Below are 19,024 nucleotides of genomic sequence, written 5' to 3'. Positions count from 1 at the left end.
GCGCTGGATAGGAATGCGGAGAAAGTAGATGAGCGCACTCTATATGATTGTCGGCACCCTGGTAGCGCTGGGTGTGCTGGTTACCTTTCACGAGTTCGGCCACTTTTGGGTCGCGCGTCGCTGTGGGGTCAAGGTGCTGCGCTTCTCCGTGGGCTTCGGTATGCCGCTGTTGCGCTGGCATGACAAGCAAGGCACTGAATTCGTGGTCGCTGCGATTCCTTTGGGTGGCTACGTCAAGATGCTCGACGAACGCGAAGGTGAAGTGCCGGTCGATCAGCTCGATCAGTCGTTCAATCGCAAATCCGTCCGTCAGCGCATCGCCATCGTTTCGGCCGGGCCGATCGCCAACTTTCTGTTGGCACTGGTTTTTTTCTGGGTGCTGGCGATGCTCGGCAGCGAGCAGGTGCGTCCGGTCATCGGCGCGGTCGAGCCTGCAAGTATTGCCGCCAAGGCAGGTTTGGCCCCGGGCCAGGAAATCGTCGCCATTGATGGCGAGCCGACATCGGGCTGGGGCGCGGTGAATCTGCAGCTGGTTCGTCGTCTTGGCGAGAGCGGTACGCTCAAGGTGCTGGTTCGCGAGCAGGGCTCCACCACTGATACGCCTCGTGACTTGGCGTTGGACAGTTGGCTCAAGGGCGCGGATGAGCCCGATCCAATCCGCTCCCTGGGTATTCGCCCATGGCGTCCGGCCTTGCCGCCGGTCCTGGCTGAAATCGATCCAAAAGGCCCGGCGCAGGGTGCAGGCCTGAAGACCGGTGACCGCTTGCTGGCCCTTGATGGCAAGGCCGTCGATGACTGGCAGCAGGTCGTCGACACCGTTCGTACGCGTCCGGATACCAAGATTTTGCTGCGCGTCGAGCGTGATGGTGCTCAAATCGACGTCCCTGTGACACTGGCCGCTCGCGGGGAGAGCAAGGCACCCAGTGGTTACCTGGGCGCCGGGGTGAAAGCGATCGACTGGCCGCCGGAAATGATCCGCGAGGTCAGTTATGGGCCTCTGGCCGCGATCGGCGAGGGTGCTCGTCGTACTTGGACCATGAGCATACTGACGCTCGATTCGCTTAAGAAAATGTTGTTCGGCGAGCTCTCGGTAAAAAACTTGAGTGGACCGATAACCATTGCTAAAGTGGCGGGCGCTTCTGCCCAGTCGGGCGTCGCTGATTTCCTGAATTTCCTTGCTTATCTGAGTATTAGCCTGGGGGTTCTGAATTTGTTGCCCATTCCTGTACTGGATGGGGGGCATTTGTTGTTCTATCTGATCGAGTGGGCGCGTGGTCGTCCCTTGTCGGATCGGGTACAGGGTTGGGGGATACAGATCGGCATCAGTTTGGTGGTCGGGGTGATGTTGCTTGCCTTGGTCAACGATTTGGGTCGTCTGTAACACTTCGCTGAATTGCGAATCTGCCGCATTTTGCGGCAGTTTGTTTATTGCCAGTTGGAATAAGAAAGGACTTCATGAAACGTCTGCTGCTAACTGCGGTTTTCTCCGTATTGATGATCGCCGAAGTTCACGCCGAGTCCTTCACCATCTCTGATATTCGCGTCAATGGCCTCCAGCGGGTCTCCGCGGGTAGCGTCTTTGGTGCATTGCCGTTGAACGTCGGTGAACAGGCTGATGATCGTCGCCTGGTGGAGTCCACTCGCGCGCTGTTCAAAACCGGGTTCTTTCAAGATATCCAGCTGGGCCGCGATGGCAACGTCCTGGTCATCACGGTAGTCGAGCGCCCGTCGGTCGCCAGTATCGAGATCGAAGGTAACAAGGCGATTTCCACTGAAGACCTGATGAAAGGCCTCAAGCAGTCCGGTCTGGCCGAAGGTGAAATCTTCCAGCGCGCGACCCTCGAAGGCGTGCGTAACGAGCTGCAGCGTCAATATGTCGCCCAGGGCCGCTACTCGGCTACCGTCGACACCGAAGTGGTACCGCAACCGCGTAACCGTGTCGGCCTCAAGGTCAACATCAACGAAGGCACCGTTGCTGCCATCCAGCACATCAACGTGGTGGGCAACACCGTTTTCCCCGATGAAGACCTGATCGATCTGTTCGAACTCAAGACTACCAACTGGCTGTCGTTCTTCAAGAACGATGACAAGTACGCTCGTGAAAAACTGTCCGGTGACCTGGAACGTCTGCGTTCCTACTACCTGGACCGTGGCTATATCAACATGGATATCGCTTCGACCCAGGTGTCCATCACCCCGGACAAGAAGCACGTCTACATCACCGTCAACGTCACCGAAGGCGAGAAGTACACCGTTCGTGACGTCAAGCTCAGTGGCGACCTGAAAGTGCCTGAAGACCAGGTCAAGTCGTTGCTGCTGGTGCAGAAAGGCCAGGTGTTCTCGCGCAAGCTGATGACCACCACCTCCGAACTGATCACCCGGCGCCTGGGTAACGAAGGTTATACCTTCGCCAACGTCAACGGCGTGCCTCAGCCTCACGATGACGACCACACCGTAGACATCACTTTTGCCGTCGATCCGGGCAAGCGTGCCTACGTCAACCGCATCAATTTCCGTGGCAACACCAAGTCCGAAGACGAAGTGCTGCGTCGTGAAATGCGTCAGATGGAAGGCGGCTGGGCTTCGACCTACCTGATCGATCAGTCCAAGACCCGACTTGAGCGTCTGGGCTTCTTCAAGGAAGTCAACGTCGAAACCCCGGCGGTTCCAGGCGTCGATGACCAGGTCGACGTGAACTACAGCGTTGAAGAGCAGGCTTCCGGTTCGATCACTGCCAGCGTCGGTTTCGCCCAGAGTGCCGGTTTGATCCTCGGTGGCTCCATCACTCAGAACAACTTCCTCGGTACGGGTAACAAGGTCAGCATCGGCTTGACCCGCAGCGAATACCAGAGCCGCTACAACTTCGGTTATGTCGACCCCTACTGGACTGCCGACGGCGTGAGTCTGGGTTACAACGCCTTCTATCGCACCACTGACTACAAAGACCTCGACGTCGACGTTGCCAGCTATGCCGTAGATAGCCTGGGTGCGGGCGTGAGCGTCGGTTATCCGATCAGCGAAACGTCGCGCCTGACCTTCGGCCTGACAGCGCAGCAGGACAAGATCAAGACGGGCCTGTACACCGTTGACGAGATCTTCGACTTCGTTAACAAGGAAGGCGAAAACTACCTGAACTTCAAGGCGTCGGCCGGCTGGTCCGAGTCGACCCTGAACAAAGGTGTACTGGCGACCCGTGGCCACTCCCAAAGCCTCGTACTGGAAACCACGACGCCTGGCAGCGACCTGTCGTTCTTCAAACTCGACTACCGTGGCCAGTTGTTCCAGCCGCTGAGCGACAACTACACCATGCGCCTGCACACCGAGCTGGGCTATGGCGATGGCTACGGTTCGACCGATGGCTTGCCGTTCTATGAAAACTACTATGCTGGTGGTTTCAACTCGGTTCGTGGCTTCAAGGACAGCACCCTGGGTCCTCGCAGTACGCCGAGCCGTGGTACCAATCCGGGCACCGCGTTCGACCCGGACCAGGATCCCCTGCCATTCGGTGGTAACGTGTTGATCCAGGGCGGTGTCGAGGTGCTGTTCCCTCTGCCGTTCGTCAAGGATCAGCGCTCCCTGCGTACCTCGGTATTCTGGGATGTGGGTAACGTGTTCGACTCGCAGTGCAAGGACACCACCAATGCAAACGGTTCGTCGTCCAACACCAAGTGTAATGACATCAGCTTGAGCAACATGGCCAGTTCTGTGGGTGTGGGCGTGACCTGGGTCACCGCACTGGGGCCTCTGAGCTTCGCGTTGGCCATGCCAATCAAGAAACCGGATGAAGCTGAAACTCAAGTGTTCCAATTCTCCCTCGGCCAGACGTTCTAAGCGTCTGACCCAAGATAACGACAACGGATTTGTAGGAGTGCATCGTGCGTAAGTTGACTCAATTGGTTCTGCTGGCTTCCGTACTGGTCGCAGGCCCGGCGTTTGCCGACATGAAAATCGCCGTCCTGAACTATCAAATGGCGCTGCTGGAGTCTGACGCGGCCAAGAAATACGCCGTTGATGCCGAGAAGAAGTTCGGTCCGCAACTGACCAAGCTCAAGACACTGGAAAGCAGTGCCAAAGGCATCCAGGACCGTCTGATGGCCGGTGGCGACAAGATGCAGCAAGGCGAGCGCGAGCGCCTGGAGCTTGAATTCAAGCAAAAGGCCCGTGACTTCCAGTTCCAATCCAAGGAGCTGAACGAAGCCAAGGCCGTTGCTGACCGTGACATGCTCAAGCAGCTCAAGCCGAAACTGGATAGCGCAGTCGAAGAGGTCATCAAGAAAGGTGCTTATGACCTGGTCTTCGAGCGTGGTGCAGTGATTGATGTCAAACCTCAGTACGACATCACTCGCCAGGTTATCGAGCGCATGAATCAGCTGAAGTAATCATGACAGCGACTATAAAGCTCGGCCAATTGGCCGAGTTCCTCGGCGCCACCTTGCGTGGCGACGCAGAGAAGCAAATTACTGGGCTAGCCACTTTGCAAGAGGCTGGCCCAGCTCAGTTGAGCTTTCTGGCAAATCCTCAATACCGTAAATACCTGACGGGCAGTCGGGCCGCAGCGCTGTTGCTGAAGGCTGCTGATGCCGAAGGTTTTGCGGGTGATGTGCTTATCGTGCCCGATCCTTATCTGGCGTACGCACGGATTTCCCATCTGTTCGACCCCAAGCCCAAGGCAACTGCCGGGGTTCACCCGACGGCGGTCGTCGCGCCGGATGCAGTGGTTGACCCCACCGCCAGCGTGGGTGCCTTCGCTGTTATCGAAAGTGCCGCGCGTATAGGTGCCGACGTGACCATCGGGGCGCATTGCTTTATCGGTGCGCGCAGCGAGGTTGGTGAGGGTGGCTGGCTGGCCCCGAAAGTCACGCTTTATCACGACGTGCGCATAGGCAAGCGTGTGGTGATTCAGTCGGGCGCAGTGCTGGGTGGCGAAGGCTTCGGCTTTGCCAACGAGAAAGGTGTCTGGCAGAAAATCGCCCAGATTGGTGGTGTTCTGGTAGGTGATGATGTGGAGATCGGCGTCAATACCGCTATCGACCGCGGAGCACTGGCCGATACCATCATTGGTAATGGCGTGAAGCTCGACAACCAGATCCAGATCGCCCACAACGTGCAGATCGGTGATCACACCGCCATGGCTGCCTGTGTGGGGATTTCCGGCAGCACCAAGATCGGCAAGCATTGCATGCTGGCGGGTGGCGTTGGGCTGGTGGGACACATCGAAATTTGCGACAAGGTTTTCATCACCGGGATGACCATGGTGACCCATTCGATTACCGAACCGGGTTCCTATTCTTCCGGTACGGCCATGCAGCCGGCTGCCGAATGGCGCAAAAGCGCGGCACGCATCCGCCAGCTTGATGACATCGCACGCCGGCTCAAGCAACTGGAAAAGCGAACAGGGGAAGTGACCCCTGGCAGTAATGCTTCATCAGATGCCTGATACCATTTCCACATCAAGTGCATACGGCCGCTAGACTGCCTCCTTGATTTGCTAGAGGAACGCGCGTCAGTCGCGCGTTCCCAATCTTTACATAGGCTTCCCCCCGACATGATGGACATCAACGAGATTCGCGAATACCTGCCTCACCGTTACCCGTTCCTGCTGGTGGATCGGGTCGTGGATCTGGATGTGGAAGAGAAGCGCATTCGCGCCTACAAGAATGTCAGCATCAACGAACCGTTCTTCAATGGCCACTTCCCCGCGCACCCAATCATGCCGGGCGTGCTGATCATCGAAGCGATGGCACAGGCTGCCGGTATCCTGGGTTTCAAAATGCTCGACGTGAAACCGGCCGACGGCACCCTGTATTACTTCGTGGGTTCCGACAAGCTGCGCTTCCGCCAGCCAGTGTTGCCGGGCGACCAGTTGATCCTGGAGGCCAAGTTCATCAGCTGCAAGCGCCAGATCTGGAAATTCGAATGCCAGGCCTCGGTTGACGGCAAGCCCGTCTGCTCGGCTGAAATCATCTGTGCGGAACGCAAGCTATGAGTTTGATTGACCCTCGTGCAATCATCGATCCGACGGCCGTACTGGCCGACGGCGTCGAGGTTGGCCCTTGGTCGATCATCGGCGCAGGTGTGGAAATCGGCGAGGGGACAGTCATTGGGCCACATGTGATCCTCAAGGGCCCTACCCGGATCGGCAAACACAACCGCATCTACCAGTTTTCCTCGGTGGGCGAAGATACGCCTGACCTGAAATACAAAGGCGAAGAAACTCGCCTGGTGATTGGTGACCACAATGTCATTCGTGAAGGCGTGACCATTCACCGTGGCACCATTCAGGACCGTTCGGAAACGACCCTGGGTGATCACAACCTGATCATGGCCTATGCCCACATCGGCCACGATAGCGTCATTGGCAATCACTGCATCCTGGTCAACAACACTGCATTGGCTGGGCACGTGCACGTGGAAGACTGGGCGATCCTGTCCGGTTTTACCCTGGTTCACCAGTACTGCCACATTGGCGCCCACAGTTTTTCCGGCATGGGCACGGCCATTGGCAAGGACGTTCCAGCCTACGTCACCGTGTTTGGCAACCCGGCTGAAGCGCGCAGCATGAACTTCGAGGGCATGCGCCGCCGTGGTTTCAGTGAAGAGGCGATCCACGCTCTGCGCCGTGCCTACAAGGTGGTGTATCGCCAGGGCCTGACGGTTGAGCAGGCGCTCGCCGAGTTGACCGAGCCTGCTGCCCTGTTCCCCGAAGTCGCAGTGTTCCGCGATTCGATCCAGTGCTCGACCCGCGGCATTACCCGCTGACCATGGCTACTCTGCGTATTGCGCTGGTGGCCGGTGAGGCTTCCGGTGACATTCTGGGTGCTGGTCTCATGCGTGCGCTCAAGGCTCAACATCCGCAAGTCGAGTTCATAGGCGTTGGCGGTCCGCTGATGCAGGCCGAAGGCCTGACTTCGTACTTCCCGATGGAGCGTCTCTCGGTCATGGGCCTGGTGGAAGTGCTCGGTCGACTGCGCGAGTTGCTCAAGCGCCGCAAGCAATTGATCGCCGACCTGATCGCCGCGAAGCCGGATGTGTTCATCGGCATTGATGCCCCGGACTTCAACCTCAATATCGAACTCAAGCTGCGCCAGGCCGGGATCAAGACCGTGCACTACGTCAGTCCGTCGGTGTGGGCATGGCGACAGAAGCGCGTGCTGAAGATCCGCGAAGGCTGCGACCTGATGCTGACGCTGTTCCCGTTCGAAGCAAAATTCTATGAAGAGAAGGGCGTCCCGGTGCGGTTTGTCGGGCATTCCCTGGCCGATGCGATTCCGTTGGAAGCCGATCGTGGCGCCGCACGTGCAGCACTGGGTTTGCCTGACGGCCCCCTGGTTGCGCTGATGCCTGGCAGTCGCGGTGGCGAAGTGGGGCGTTTGGGGGCATTGTTCCTCGACACCGCCCAGCGCCTGCGCGCCATGCGTCCGGGTGTACGGTTCGTGATGCCTTGCGCCAGCCCGGAGCGCCGCCAGCAACTGGAAGCGTTGCTGGTGGGCCGTGACCTGCCACTGACCCTGCTTGATGGCAAATCGCATCTGGCGTTGGCCGCCTGCGACGCGGTCTTGATCGCATCCGGCACCGCAACCCTTGAAGCGCTGTTGTACAAGCGGCCGATGGTTGTTGCCTATCGTCTGGCGCCGCTGACGTTCTGGATTCTCAAGCGCATGGTCAAGAGTCCCTACGTCTCGTTGCCGAATCTGTTGGCCCAGCGTCTGCTGGTGCCCGAGTTGTTACAGGACGATGCCACGGTCGAGGCGTTGGCCCAAACGCTCTCGCCGCTGATCGAAGGTGGCGAAGAGCAGACCCGCGGTTTCGATGAAATTCACCGGACCCTGCGTCTGGATGCCTCCAACCAGGCTGCGGACGCAGTGCTGAAACTGATCGGCCAAGGACAATGACCAGGAAAAACATGCAAATGGGTCTGGATTTTACCCTGGTCGCCGAAGTCGAAGACCTGGTGGCCGGCGTTGATGAAGTCGGCCGCGGCCCCCTGTGCGGTGCCGTGGTCACGGCGGCGGTGATTCTCGATCCGAACCGTCCCATCCTCGGGCTGAACGATTCGAAGAAGCTCACCGAAGCGCGCCGCGAAAAGCTCTACGACGAAATCTGCGAGAAGGCCCTGAGCTGGTGTATAGCGCGCGCCGAAGTCGAAGAAATCGACGAGTTGAACATTCTCCATGCCACCATGTTGGCGATGCAGCGTGCGGTCGAAGGCCTGCACATTCAACCAAAACTGGCGATGATTGACGGTAACCGTTGCCCGAAGTTGTCCATGCGTGCTGAAGCGGTGGTGCAAGGCGATGCCAAGGTGCCGGCCATTGCGGCAGCATCGATCCTGGCCAAGGTCAGCCGGGACCGTGAAATGGCAGCGTTCGAACTGATTTACCCGGGGTATGGCATCGGTGGCCACAAAGGCTATCCGACGCCCGTTCATCTGGAAGCGCTGTCGCGCCTGGGGCCGACCCCCATCCACCGTCGCTCGTTCGCCCCTGTGCGATCGGCGTACGAGGCACGCGAAAGCCTGATCGAGAGTTAGTCACGAGGCTGATTTTTTTTGCCAAGGCCCGGTACAATCCGGGCCTTGTTGTTTTTACGTTTCTGGACAGGATCACTATGCCGGCTTCATTCGTTCACCTGCGCCTGCACACTGAATTTTCCCTGGTCGACGGTCTTGTGCGGATCAAACCGCTGGTCAAGACCCTGGTTGCCATGGGCATGCCTGCCGTCGCGGTGACCGACCAGAACAACATGTGTTCCCTGGTCAAGTTCTATAAAAACGCCATGGGTGCGGGGATCAAGCCGATCTGCGGCGCCGACTTGTGGCTGGCGAACAAGGACCCGGATGCCCCGCTGAGCCGCATCAGCCTGTTGGTGATGAACCCGCTGGGTTATCGCAACCTGACCGAGTTGATCTCCCGAGGCTTTCTAGATGGCCAGCGTAACGGCATGGTCATCGTCGAGCGTGAGTGGGTAGCAGAGGCCAGTGAAGGCCTGATCATGCTGTCGGCGGCGAAAGAGGGCGAGATCGGACAGGCCCTGGTCAGCGGCAACCCTGAAGAAGCCGAAGCCCTGGCGCGCGAATGGATGGCGGTATTTACGGACCGCTTCTATCTGGAAATCCAGCGCACCAATCGTGTCAACGATGAAGAGCAATTGCACGGCGCGGTGGCATTGGCCGATAAACTCGGCGCGCCTCTGGTGGCGACCAACGATGTGCGCTTCATCAAACAGGGCGACTTCGAAGCTCACGAAACCCGGGTCTGCATCGGCGAGGGGCGTGCGCTCGACGACCCTCGGCGCTCAAAGAACTACAGCGACCAGCAGTACCTCAAAAGCGCCGAGGAAATGGCCGAGCTGTTCAGCGACATACCCGAAGCGCTGGAAAATACCGTCGAGATTGCAAAGCGCTGCAACATCGACGTGAAGCTGGGCAAGCACTTCCTGCCAGACTTTCCTACCCCCAATGGGATGGGGATTGACGATTACCTGCGCCACGTTTCCTACGAAGGCCTGGAAGAGCGTCTGGCGGTGTTGTGGCCCAAGGACACCACGCCCAACTACGAAGAGAAGCGCCAGGTCTACCTCGACCGCCTGAAATTCGAACTGGATATCATCATCCAGATGGGGTTCCCCGGTTACTTCCTCATCGTTATGGACTTCATCAAGTGGGCCAAGAACAACGGTGTACCGGTGGGCCCGGGCCGGGGATCGGGCGCTGGATCGCTGGTGGCCTATGTGCTGAAGATCACCGATCTCGATCCGCTGGCCTATGACTTGCTGTTCGAACGTTTCCTCAACCCGGAACGGGTTTCCATGCCCGACTTCGACGTCGACTTCTGCATGGACGGGCGCGACCGGGTGATCGAGTACGTGGCGGATGCCTACGGTCGAAACGCGGTGAGCCAGATCATCACCTTCGGCACCATGGCCGCCAAGGCGGTAGTGCGAGATGTGGCGCGGGTGCAGGGCAAGTCCTACGGCCTGGCGGATCGCCTGTCGAAGATGATTCCGTTCGAAGTCGGCATGACCCTGGAGAAAGCCTACGAGCAGGAAGAAATCCTCCGTGATTTCCTCAAGGTCGACGAAGACGCCAAGGAAATCTGGGACATGGCGCTCAAGCTCGAGGGCGTCTGCCGTGGTACCGGTAAACATGCCGGTGGTGTGGTGATCGCGCCGACCAAGCTCACCGATTTCTCACCGATTGCCTGTGATGAAGAAGGCGGCGGCCTGGTGACCCAGTTCGACAAGGACGACGTGGAGGCCGCCGGCCTGGTGAAGTTCGACTTCCTTGGCTTGCGGACTCTGACGATCATCAAGTGGGCGATGGAGACCATCAACCGCGAACAGGCCAAACAAGGCCTGGATGACCTGAACATCGATTTCATCCCGCTCGATGACAAGAAAACCTACGACCTGCTGCAAAAAGCCGAGACCACGGCGGTGTTCCAGCTTGAATCGCGGGGCATGAAGGAGCTGATCAAAAAGCTCAAGCCCGACTGCCTCGAAGACCTCATCGCACTGGTGGCGCTGTTCCGTCCGGGCCCTTTGCAATCGGGCATGGTGGACGACTTCATCAACCGCAAACACGGTCGCGCCGAGCTGGCCTACCCGCATTCGGACTACCAGTACGAAGGCCTGAAGCCGGTACTGGCACCGACCTACGGCATCATCCTGTATCAGGAACAGGTGATGCAGATCGCCCAGGTCATGGCCGGCTACACCCTCGGCGGCGCGGACATGCTGCGTCGAGCCATGGGTAAGAAAAAACCCGAGGAAATGGCCAAGCAGCGCGGCGGTTTCATCGAAGGTTGCGCCAACAATAATATCGATGCCGACCTGGCCGGTAACATTTTCGACCTGGTGGAAAAATTCGCCGGTTATGGCTTCAACAAATCCCACTCCGCCGCTTATGGTCTGGTGTCGTACCAGACTGCATGGCTGAAGACGCACCACCCGGCGCCTTTCATGGCCGCGGTGCTCTCGGCGGATATGCACAACACCGACAAGGTCGTGACCTTGATCGAAGAAGTGCGCAGCATGAAGTTGCGCCTCGATGCGCCGGATGTGAACGCGTCGGAGTTCAAATTCACCGTGAACGACGAGGGCCGGATCATTTATGGCCTGGGGGCGATCAAAGGGGTGGGTGAAGGCCCGGTCGAGGCAATCACCGAGGCTCGGCAGGATGGTCCGTTCAAGGACCTGTTCGACTTCTGCGCCCGTGTCGACCTCAAGCGCGTCAACAAACGGACCCTTGATGGTTTGATTCGTAGCGGTGCCCTGGATCGTCTGGGCCCCTACTTCCACGACGAGGTGAAAGCCTATCAGGCAAACATCGACCGTAATCGCGCGGTGTTGCTGACGGGCCTGGAAGAGGCCATCAAGGCCGCCGAACAAACCGCCAGGACCCACGACAGTGGGCACGCGGACCTGTTCGGCGGGTTGTTTGTCGAGGAAGACTCCGATGTCTACGCCAATCATCGCAACGCCAAGGAACTGACCCTCAAGGAACGGCTCAAAGGCGAGAAGGACACGCTGGGCCTGTACCTGACCGGGCATCCAATCGACGAATACGAAGGCGAGATCCGACGGTTTGCCCGTCAGCGCATCATCGACCTGAAGCCCGCGCGCGACACCCAGACCGTGGCGGGCATGATCATCGCCCTGCGGGTGATGAAAAACAAAAAGGGCGACAAGATGGGATTCATCACCCTGGACGATCGCTCGGGTCGCATTGAAGCCTCGCTGTTCGCCGATGCGTTCCATTCGGCGCAAGCGCTGTTGCAGACCGATGCAATGGTGGTGGTCGAAGGTGAAGTGAGCAACGACGACTTCTCCGGTGGCTTGCGGCTGCGGGTCAAGCGGGTGATGAGCATGGAAGATGCGCGCACCAACCTGGCCGAAAGCCTGCGCCTGAAAGTCCAGACCCAGGACCTCAAGGGTGATCAGCTACGCTGGTTGGGCGACCTGTTCAAGCGTCACCGAGGTGCGTGCCCGATCACCATGGAGTACACCAGCCCCGATGCGAAGGCTTTGTTGCAGTTTGGTGAAGGCTGGCGGATAGACCCGGCGGATGCGTTGATTCAAGCCTTGCGTGACCAGTTCGGGCGAGACAACGTCTTCCTCCAATACCGATGACGGGCAGTGCCATCACTTTGCCCTGATCCAAACCGATTTTTAATCTCGACCTGAACGCGCCTCTCCCTTAAGGTAGGGCGCGAATAGACAACCGGCCGGCCCAAGCTCTCTTGGTGGTCGACCCAAGACGGACGCCTATGAACCCGAATTTTCTAGATTTCGAACAGCCGATCGCCGACCTGCAAGCCAAGATCGAAGAGTTGCGCTTGGTCGGTAACGACAATTCGCTGAATATCGGCGATGAGATCTCCCGCCTGCAGGACAAAAGCAAGACCTTGACCGAGGACATCTTCGGCAAGCTGACCAGCTGGCAGATCGCGCGTCTGGCGCGTCACCCCAAGCGCCCGTACACCCTGGACTACATCGAGCACATCTTCACCGAGTTCGACGAGTTGCACGGCGACCGTCATTTCTCCGACGACGCTGCCATCGTTGGCGGTGTTGCCCGTCTGGATGACCAGCCGGTGATGATCATCGGTCACCAGAAAGGCCGTGAAGTGCGCGAGAAGGTTCGCCGCAACTTCGGCATGCCGCGTCCGGAAGGCTACCGCAAGGCCTGCCGCCTGATGGAAATGGCCGAACGCTTCAAAATGCCGATCCTGACCTTCATCGACACCCCGGGCGCCTACCCTGGGATCGACGCCGAAGAGCGCAACCAGAGCGAAGCGATCGCCTGGAACCTGCGCGTCATGGCTCGCCTGAAAACCCCAATCATCGCCACCGTGATCGGTGAGGGTGGTTCCGGTGGTGCACTGGCCATTGGTGTCTGCGATCAGTTGAACATGCTGCAGTACTCGACCTACGCCGTGATTTCCCCGGAAGGTTGCGCATCGATTCTGTGGAAAACCGCCGAAAAAGCACCGGATGCCGCCGAAGCCATGGGTATCACTGCCGAACGCCTCAAAGGCCTGGGTATCGTCGACAAGGTCATCGGTGAGCCATTGGGTGGCGCTCATCGCGACCCAGCCGCTGCCGCCGCCTCGATCCGTGCCGAACTGAGCTCGCAACTGGCGATGCTCAAGAAGTTCGATAACGAGGCACTGCTGGCCCGTCGTTATGAGCGTCTGATGAGCTACGGCCTGTAACAGGCTTCGCTTCATCCCTGTGGGAGCCGGCTTGCCCGCGATGGCGGTGTGTCATACAACATCTGTGTTGATTGATACACCGCCATCGCGGGCAAGCCCGCTCCCACTTTTGTTTGGTGTCTGCACAGATTGATATGAGCCAGCCCATGCCTGATTTAGCCACCCGGCTTCTGCGCACTCTCGCTCCGTGGCGCAATGCCGCAACCTGGCGCATCGCCTTCTCCGGTGGCCTCGATTCCACCGTTCTGCTGCACCTGCTGGCTTCGCTGGCTCAATCCCATTCTTTGCCGCCCCTTGCGGCCATCCACATTCATCACGGGCTTCAATCCGTCGCCGATGCCTGGCCGCAACACTGCCAGTGGGTGTGCGACGGCCTGAGTGTGCCTCTCCAAATCGTCCGTGTTCAGGTCCAGCCTGGCGCCAGTCTCGAGCAAACGGCCCGCGACGCTCGGTATGCCGCGTTTATTGAGGCCACCCTGGCTGATGAGCTGCTGCTGACCGGCCAGCACCGTGACGATCAGGCCGAAACCCTGTTGTTCCGCTTGTTGCGCGGGGCGGGGGTCAGGGGGTTGTCCGGGATGCCGCGCCAGCGTTCGTTGGGGCAGGGCAATCTGCTGCGCCCGCTGCTCGATGTCTCGCGAGCGGAACTGGAGGCTTACGCGCTCGAGCATCACCTGAGCTGGATCGAAGACCCCTCCAATCAGGATCGGCAATACTCGCGCAACTTTCTGCGCCACCAAGTGATTCCCCTGATGTCCGAACGCTGGCCGCAGGCAGTGGCGAACATGGTCCGCAGCGCGGCGCATCTGAGTGAAGCCCAGGCCTTGCTGGATGAACTGGCGCTTATCGACCTGGCGCAGGTGAGCACCGTCGGTGAATTCGATTGGCTCGGTGTGCCTTCGCTTGAGTTGTCGCCGCTGGCATCGCTGTCCGAGGCTCGCCAGCGCAATGCCCTGCGCCATTGGCTCGGTGCGCGGACACGCCTGCCGGACACTGACCATTGGTCGGGTTGGCAGGATTTGCGCGATGCCTCAGGTGATGCCCATCCGGTATGGCGACTGGCTGACGGTGAACTGCATCGGGCGGGAGGACGGATCTGGTGGCTGTCGGGAGGTTGGCTAAGTCCGCCATCGGCTGTCGGGGACTGGACTGATCCTTCGCAGCCCCTGCCGTTGCCGCATAACGGTACGCTGATGTTCGCGGGCCCGGCGCCTGAGGGTCCCCTGCAGATTCGCTATCGGGAAGGAGGGGAGGTGATGCGCCTGCCTGATCGCGGTCACCGGGATTTGAAGCGCTTGCTGAACGAGCGAAGTGTTCCTGGATTTGTCCGTGGCAGATTGCCGCTGCTGTATGGCGGCGAGCATTTGTTGGCGGTGGCCAGCCTGCCGGGGTTGAACGGCCATGCGCAGGCCGGTTGGCTTTTGCATTGGCAGCCACCTGGCGAAGATCAAGGTTTGAGCTGAAAGGGGCTTTCCGGTAGACTACGCTCCCTTCTTGATACAACTTCTGTGGATTCGCCTGAATTGCAGGAGTTGCCGATTACCAAGCAGTCTTTGCTGGGCGATTCCAAAAAATGTGTAGCGAACAACGAACCGGAGTTTCATCTCCCGGTCTGTCACAACGCGGCGGTTTTTTTGAAAGGTGCACTGTGATTAATGCAGGTGATCGGGGGCTTCGGCCTTCCTTCGCTTTCCCCGGCGGCTCGGACCGCTTTAACGCAGACTTCTAGGGTTTTTCATGACGCGCTACATATTCGTCACGGGCGGTGTTGTTTCTTCTTTGGGGAAAGGCATTGCATCGGCATCATTGGCGGCCATCCTGGAGGCGCGGGGGCTTAAGGTCACCATGCTGAAGCTGGACCCGTACATCAACGTCGACCCGGGCACCATGAGCCCGTTCCAGCACGGCGAAGTGTTCGTCACCCATGACGGCGCCGAGACCGACCTGGACCTGGGCCACTACGAGCGGTTCATCCGCACGACCATGACCCAGAACAACAACTTCACCACCGGCCGTGTCTATGAGCACGTGCTGCGCAAAGAGCGCCGTGGTGATTACCTGGGCGCGACCATCCAGGTCATTCCGCACATTACCGACGAAATCAAACGCCGGATCATCAAGGGCGCTGGCGATGCCGACGTGGCGATGGTCGAGATCGGTGGCACCGTGGGTGACATCGAATCCCAGCCGTTCCTCGAAGCCATCCGCCAGTTGCGTTTCGAAGTCGGCGCCAAGCGCGCGATGCTGATGCACCTGACCCTGGTGCCGTACATCGCCACCGCCGGTGAAACCAAAACCAAGCCAACCCAGCACTCGGTCAAGGAACTGCGTTCCATCGGCCTGCAACCTGACGTGCTGGTCTGCCGCTCCGATCACCCGATCGACGTTTCCTCGCGTCGCAAGATCGCGCAATTCACCAACGTTGAAGAACGTGCGGTGATCGCGTTGGAAGACGCCGACACCATCTACAAGATCCCGGGCATTCTGCACTCGCAAGGCCTGGATGATTTTGTCGTCGAGCGTTTCGGCCTGCAATGCGGTGGTGCCGATCTGTCCGAGTGGGACGCCGTGGTCGATGCCAAGCTCAACCCGGAGCACGAAGTCACCATCGCCATGGTCGGCAAGTACATGGAACTGCTGGATGCCTACAAATCGCTGATCGAAGCGATGAGCCATGCCGGTATCAGCAATCGCACCAAGGTGAACCTGCGCTACATCGACTCCGAAGACATCGAAAACCAGGGTACCGCGCTGCTCGAAGGTGTCGACGCGATCCTGGTTCCAGGCGGCTTCGGTCTGCGTGGCGTGGAAGGCAAGATCACCGCCGTTCAGTACGCTCGCGAGAACAAGGTCCCGTACCTGGGTATCTGTCTGGGCATGCAGGTGGCGGTGATTGAGTTCGCTCGTAACGTCATGGGCTGGAAAGACGCCAACTCCACCGAGTTCGATCGCACCAGCGGTCATCCGGTCGTGGGTCTGATCACCGAGTGGGAAGACGCCACCGGCGCCGTCGAAACCCGTACCGAAACCTCCGACCTGGGCGGCACCATGCGCCTGGGTGCCCAGGATTGCCTGCTCGAAGCCGGCTCGAAGGTTCACGACTGCTATGGCAAGGACGTGATCGTCGAGCGTCATCGTCACCGTTACGAAGTGAACAACAACCTGCTGCCGCAAATCATGGAAGCGGGCCTGAAAATCTCCGGCCGTTCCGGTGATGGTGCGCTGGTAGAAGTGGTCGAGGCTGCGGATCACCCATGGTTCGTCGCTTGCCAGTTCCACCCTGAGTTCACCTCGACGCCTCGCGACGGTCACCCGTTGTTCAGCGGTTTCGTCAAGGCTGCCTTGGCTCAACACCAGAAGAAGGCTTGAACCTTATGGCGCAGAAGATCATCCGTGTAGGCGATATCGAGATTGCCAACGACAAGCCAATGGTGCTGTTCGGTGGCATGAACGTGCTGGAAAGCCGCGACATGGCGATGCAGGTCTGCGAAGAGTACGTAAAGGTGACCGAGAAACTCGGCATCCCTTACGTATTCAAGGCCAGTTTCGACAAGGCCAACCGTTCCTCCGTGACCTCTTACCGGGGCCCCGGCCTGGAAGAGGGCATGCGGATTTTCCAGGACATCAAGCAAGCCTTTGGCGTGCCGATCATCACTGACGTGCATGAACCTGAGCAGGCCGCGCCCGTCGCTGAAGTCTGCGACATCATCCAGCTGCCGGCCTTCCTGTCGCGCCAGACTGACCTGGTGGTCGCGATGGCCAGGACTGGCGCGGTGATCAACATCAAGAAAGCCCAGTTCCTCGCCCCTCAGGAAATGAAACACATCCTGAACAAGTGCGTGGAAGCGGGTAACGATCAGTTGATCCTCTGCGAGCGCGGTTCGAGCTTCGGCTACAACAACCTGGTCGTCGACATGCTGGGTTTCGGCATCATGAAGCAGTTCGAATACCCGGTGTTCTTCGACGTGACCCACGCGCTGCAAATGCCCGGTGGTCGCTCCGACTCCGCTGGCGGTCGCCGTGCCCAGGTCACCGACCTGGCCAAGGCCGGCATGAGCCAGTCACTGGCTGGCCTGTTCCTCGAGGCCCATCCGGATCCGGATAACGCCAAATGCGACGGCCCTTGCGCCTTGCGCCTGGACAAACTGGAGCCATTCCTGGCCCAGCTCAAGGCTTTGGACGAACTGGTGAAGAGTTTTCCGACGGTAGAAACCGCGTAATCCTCAATTCTCCGGTATCGTATCGCACGATTTAACGCTCAGGCCCTCGGGCCTGGGCGTTATCGTCCGCAAGTCTGCCCCGCTGCACATCACTTGCCGACGGTAGAAGTTTTCCTCTAGCTGCGTCGTTTTCGTCAACTTTGGAGTGTTTACAACAATGGCTAAAATCGTCGACATCAAAGGTCGTGAAGTTCTCGACTCCCGTGGCAACCCCACCGTGGAAGCGGACGTGCTTCTCGATAACGGCATCATCGGTAGCGCCTGCGCGCCGTCCGGTGCTTCCACTGGCTCGCGTGAAGCGCTCGAGCTGCGTGATGGCGACAAGAGCCGTTACCTGGGCAAAGGCGTCCTGAAAGCCGTTGCCAACATCAACGGCCCGATCCGCGACCTGCTCAAGGGCACCGATCCAAGCGACCAGAAAGCGCTGGACCTGGCGATGATCAAGCTCGACGGCACCGACAACAAAGGTTCTCTGGGCGCCAACGCTATCCTCGCCGTTTCCCTGGCCGCAGCCAAGGCCGCCGCCCAGGACCAGGACCTGCCACTGTACGCACACATTGCCAACCTGAACGGCACCCCGGGAGTCTACTCGATGCCGGTTCCGATGATGAACATCATCAACGGCGGCGAGCACGCCGATAACAACGTCGACATCCAGGAGTTCATGGTTCAGCCGGTTGGCGCCAAGTCTTTCTCGGAAGGCTTGCGCATGGGCACCGAGATTTTCCATCACCTCAAAGCCGTGCTGAAGGCCCGTGGCCTGAGCACTGCCGTGGGTGACGAAGGTGGTTTCGCACCGAACCTGGCGTCCAACGAAGACGCGCTGAAAGTCATCTCCGAAGCCGTGGCCAACGCCGGTTACAAGCTGGGCACCGACGTGACCCTGGCACTGGACTGCGCCGCCAGCGAATTCTACGAAGACGGCAAGTACAACCTGTCCGGCGAAGGCCAGGTGTTCACCGCTGAAGGTTTCGCCGATTACCTCAAGGGGCTGACCGAGCGTTACCCGATCATCTCCATCGAAGACGGCCTGGACGAATCGGACTGGGCAGGCTGGAAGATCCTCACCGACAAGATCGGCGAGAAGACCCAACTGGTCGGGGACGACCTGTTCGTCACCAACACCAAGATCCTGAAAGAGGGCATCGATAAAAAGATCGCCAACTCGATCCTGATCAAGTTCAACCAGATCGGCACCCTGACCGAAACCCTGGAAGCCATCCAGATGGCCAAGGCTGCTGGTTACACCGCCGTCATCTCGCACCGTTCGGGCGAAACCGAAGATTCGACCATCGCCGACCTGGCGGTGGGCACTTCGGCTGGCCAGATCAAGACCGGTTCCCTGTGCCGTTCCGATCGCGTCTCCAAGTACAACCAACTGCTGCGTATCGAAGAGCAGTTGAACGGCAAAGCCAAGTACAACGGCCGCAGCGAATTCCGCGGCTGATGTAAAAAAACAACGGATTATGTCGAAAAACTCGCTACAACGAGGTTTTAGGCACTAATCTGATGCCTTGAAAGCACAAGCCTGGATCATCCAGGCTTCGTGCTATCAGACCTTTTGTTTTGTTATGGCTGTCTTTTTTCACT

At 59.1% G+C, this 19,024-nt stretch carries 14 protein-coding genes; all 14 read left to right on the top strand.

What is annotated here, in order from left to right:
* The first annotated feature begins 28 nt into the window (after positions 1 to 28).
* The 14 genes from rseP to eno all read left to right on the top strand — a co-directional run bounded on the left by rseP (position 29) and on the right by eno (position 18,881).
* Positions 29 to 1,381, top strand: coding sequence for a sigma E protease regulator RseP (gene rseP / locus AB4O36_RS20615; RefSeq protein ID WP_460117555.1), 1,353 nt, complete (start codon positions 29 to 31; stop codon positions 1,379 to 1,381).
* Between the two features lie 74 nt (positions 1,382 to 1,455).
* Positions 1,456 to 3,831 carry an outer membrane protein assembly factor BamA gene (bamA, locus tag AB4O36_RS20610; RefSeq protein ID WP_460117553.1) on the top strand — a complete coding sequence of 792 codons (2,376 nt, stop codon included), beginning with the start codon at positions 1,456 to 1,458 and terminating at the stop codon, positions 3,829 to 3,831.
* A gap of 44 nt (positions 3,832 to 3,875) precedes the next feature.
* Complete coding sequence (locus AB4O36_RS20605; RefSeq protein ID WP_368557317.1) at positions 3,876 to 4,379, top strand: OmpH family outer membrane protein; 504 nt, start codon at positions 3,876 to 3,878, stop codon at positions 4,377 to 4,379.
* 2 nt (positions 4,380 to 4,381) lie between these two features.
* Positions 4,382 to 5,437: a UDP-3-O-(3-hydroxymyristoyl)glucosamine N-acyltransferase gene (gene lpxD / locus AB4O36_RS20600; RefSeq protein WP_460117551.1), complete on the top strand. Its 1,056-nt coding sequence runs from the start codon at positions 4,382 to 4,384 to the stop codon at positions 5,435 to 5,437.
* Positions 5,438 to 5,545: 108 nt separating this feature from the next.
* A complete protein-coding gene (fabZ, locus tag AB4O36_RS20595; protein WP_110966659.1) occupies positions 5,546 to 5,986 on the top strand; it encodes a 3-hydroxyacyl-ACP dehydratase FabZ in 441 nt (146 codons plus the stop codon).
* Positions 5,983 to 6,759, top strand: coding sequence for an acyl-ACP--UDP-N-acetylglucosamine O-acyltransferase (lpxA, locus tag AB4O36_RS20590; protein WP_460140130.1), 777 nt, complete (start codon positions 5,983 to 5,985; stop codon positions 6,757 to 6,759). The genes fabZ and lpxA overlap by 4 nt, the downstream gene beginning before the upstream one ends.
* Before the next feature lie 2 nt (positions 6,760 to 6,761).
* Entirely contained in the window at positions 6,762 to 7,892 is a 1,131-nt protein-coding gene (gene lpxB / locus AB4O36_RS20585) for a lipid-A-disaccharide synthase (protein WP_460117547.1), read from the top strand.
* Positions 7,893 to 7,903: 11 nt separating this feature from the next.
* Positions 7,904 to 8,530, top strand: a complete 627-nt coding sequence (gene rnhB, locus AB4O36_RS20580) for a ribonuclease HII (RefSeq protein ID WP_460117546.1) — start codon at positions 7,904 to 7,906, stop codon at positions 8,528 to 8,530.
* Between the two features lie 77 nt (positions 8,531 to 8,607).
* The gene (gene dnaE / locus AB4O36_RS20575; RefSeq protein ID WP_460140129.1) at positions 8,608 to 12,129 is read left to right on the top strand and encodes a DNA polymerase III subunit alpha; all 3,522 of its coding nucleotides are present in this window, start codon (positions 8,608 to 8,610) and stop codon (positions 12,127 to 12,129) included.
* 137 nt (positions 12,130 to 12,266) lie between these two features.
* Complete coding sequence (locus AB4O36_RS20570) at positions 12,267 to 13,214, top strand: acetyl-CoA carboxylase carboxyltransferase subunit alpha (RefSeq protein ID WP_368557323.1); 948 nt, start codon at positions 12,267 to 12,269, stop codon at positions 13,212 to 13,214.
* Between the two features lie 134 nt (positions 13,215 to 13,348).
* Positions 13,349 to 14,677: a tRNA lysidine(34) synthetase TilS gene (gene tilS, locus AB4O36_RS20565; protein WP_460140128.1), complete on the top strand. Its 1,329-nt coding sequence runs from the start codon at positions 13,349 to 13,351 to the stop codon at positions 14,675 to 14,677.
* Between the two features lie 274 nt (positions 14,678 to 14,951).
* Positions 14,952 to 16,583, top strand: coding sequence for a CTP synthase (locus AB4O36_RS20560; protein ID WP_460117540.1), 1,632 nt, complete (start codon positions 14,952 to 14,954; stop codon positions 16,581 to 16,583).
* 5 nt (positions 16,584 to 16,588) lie between these two features.
* Positions 16,589 to 17,434 (top strand): 3-deoxy-8-phosphooctulonate synthase, encoded by an 846-nt coding sequence (gene kdsA, locus AB4O36_RS20555; protein WP_460117538.1) that lies wholly within the window; start codon positions 16,589 to 16,591, stop codon positions 17,432 to 17,434.
* Between the two features lie 157 nt (positions 17,435 to 17,591).
* Positions 17,592 to 18,881 carry a phosphopyruvate hydratase gene (eno, locus tag AB4O36_RS20550; protein WP_460117536.1) on the top strand — a complete coding sequence of 430 codons (1,290 nt, stop codon included), beginning with the start codon at positions 17,592 to 17,594 and terminating at the stop codon, positions 18,879 to 18,881.
* The last annotated feature ends 143 nt before the right edge of the window (positions 18,882 to 19,024 follow it).

The sequence above is a fragment of the Pseudomonas sp. S2_E01 genome (genome assembly GCF_054668365.1).
Note: the sequence above shows the minus strand (reverse complement) of the source record. Positions and strands in the feature narration are given on the sequence as shown.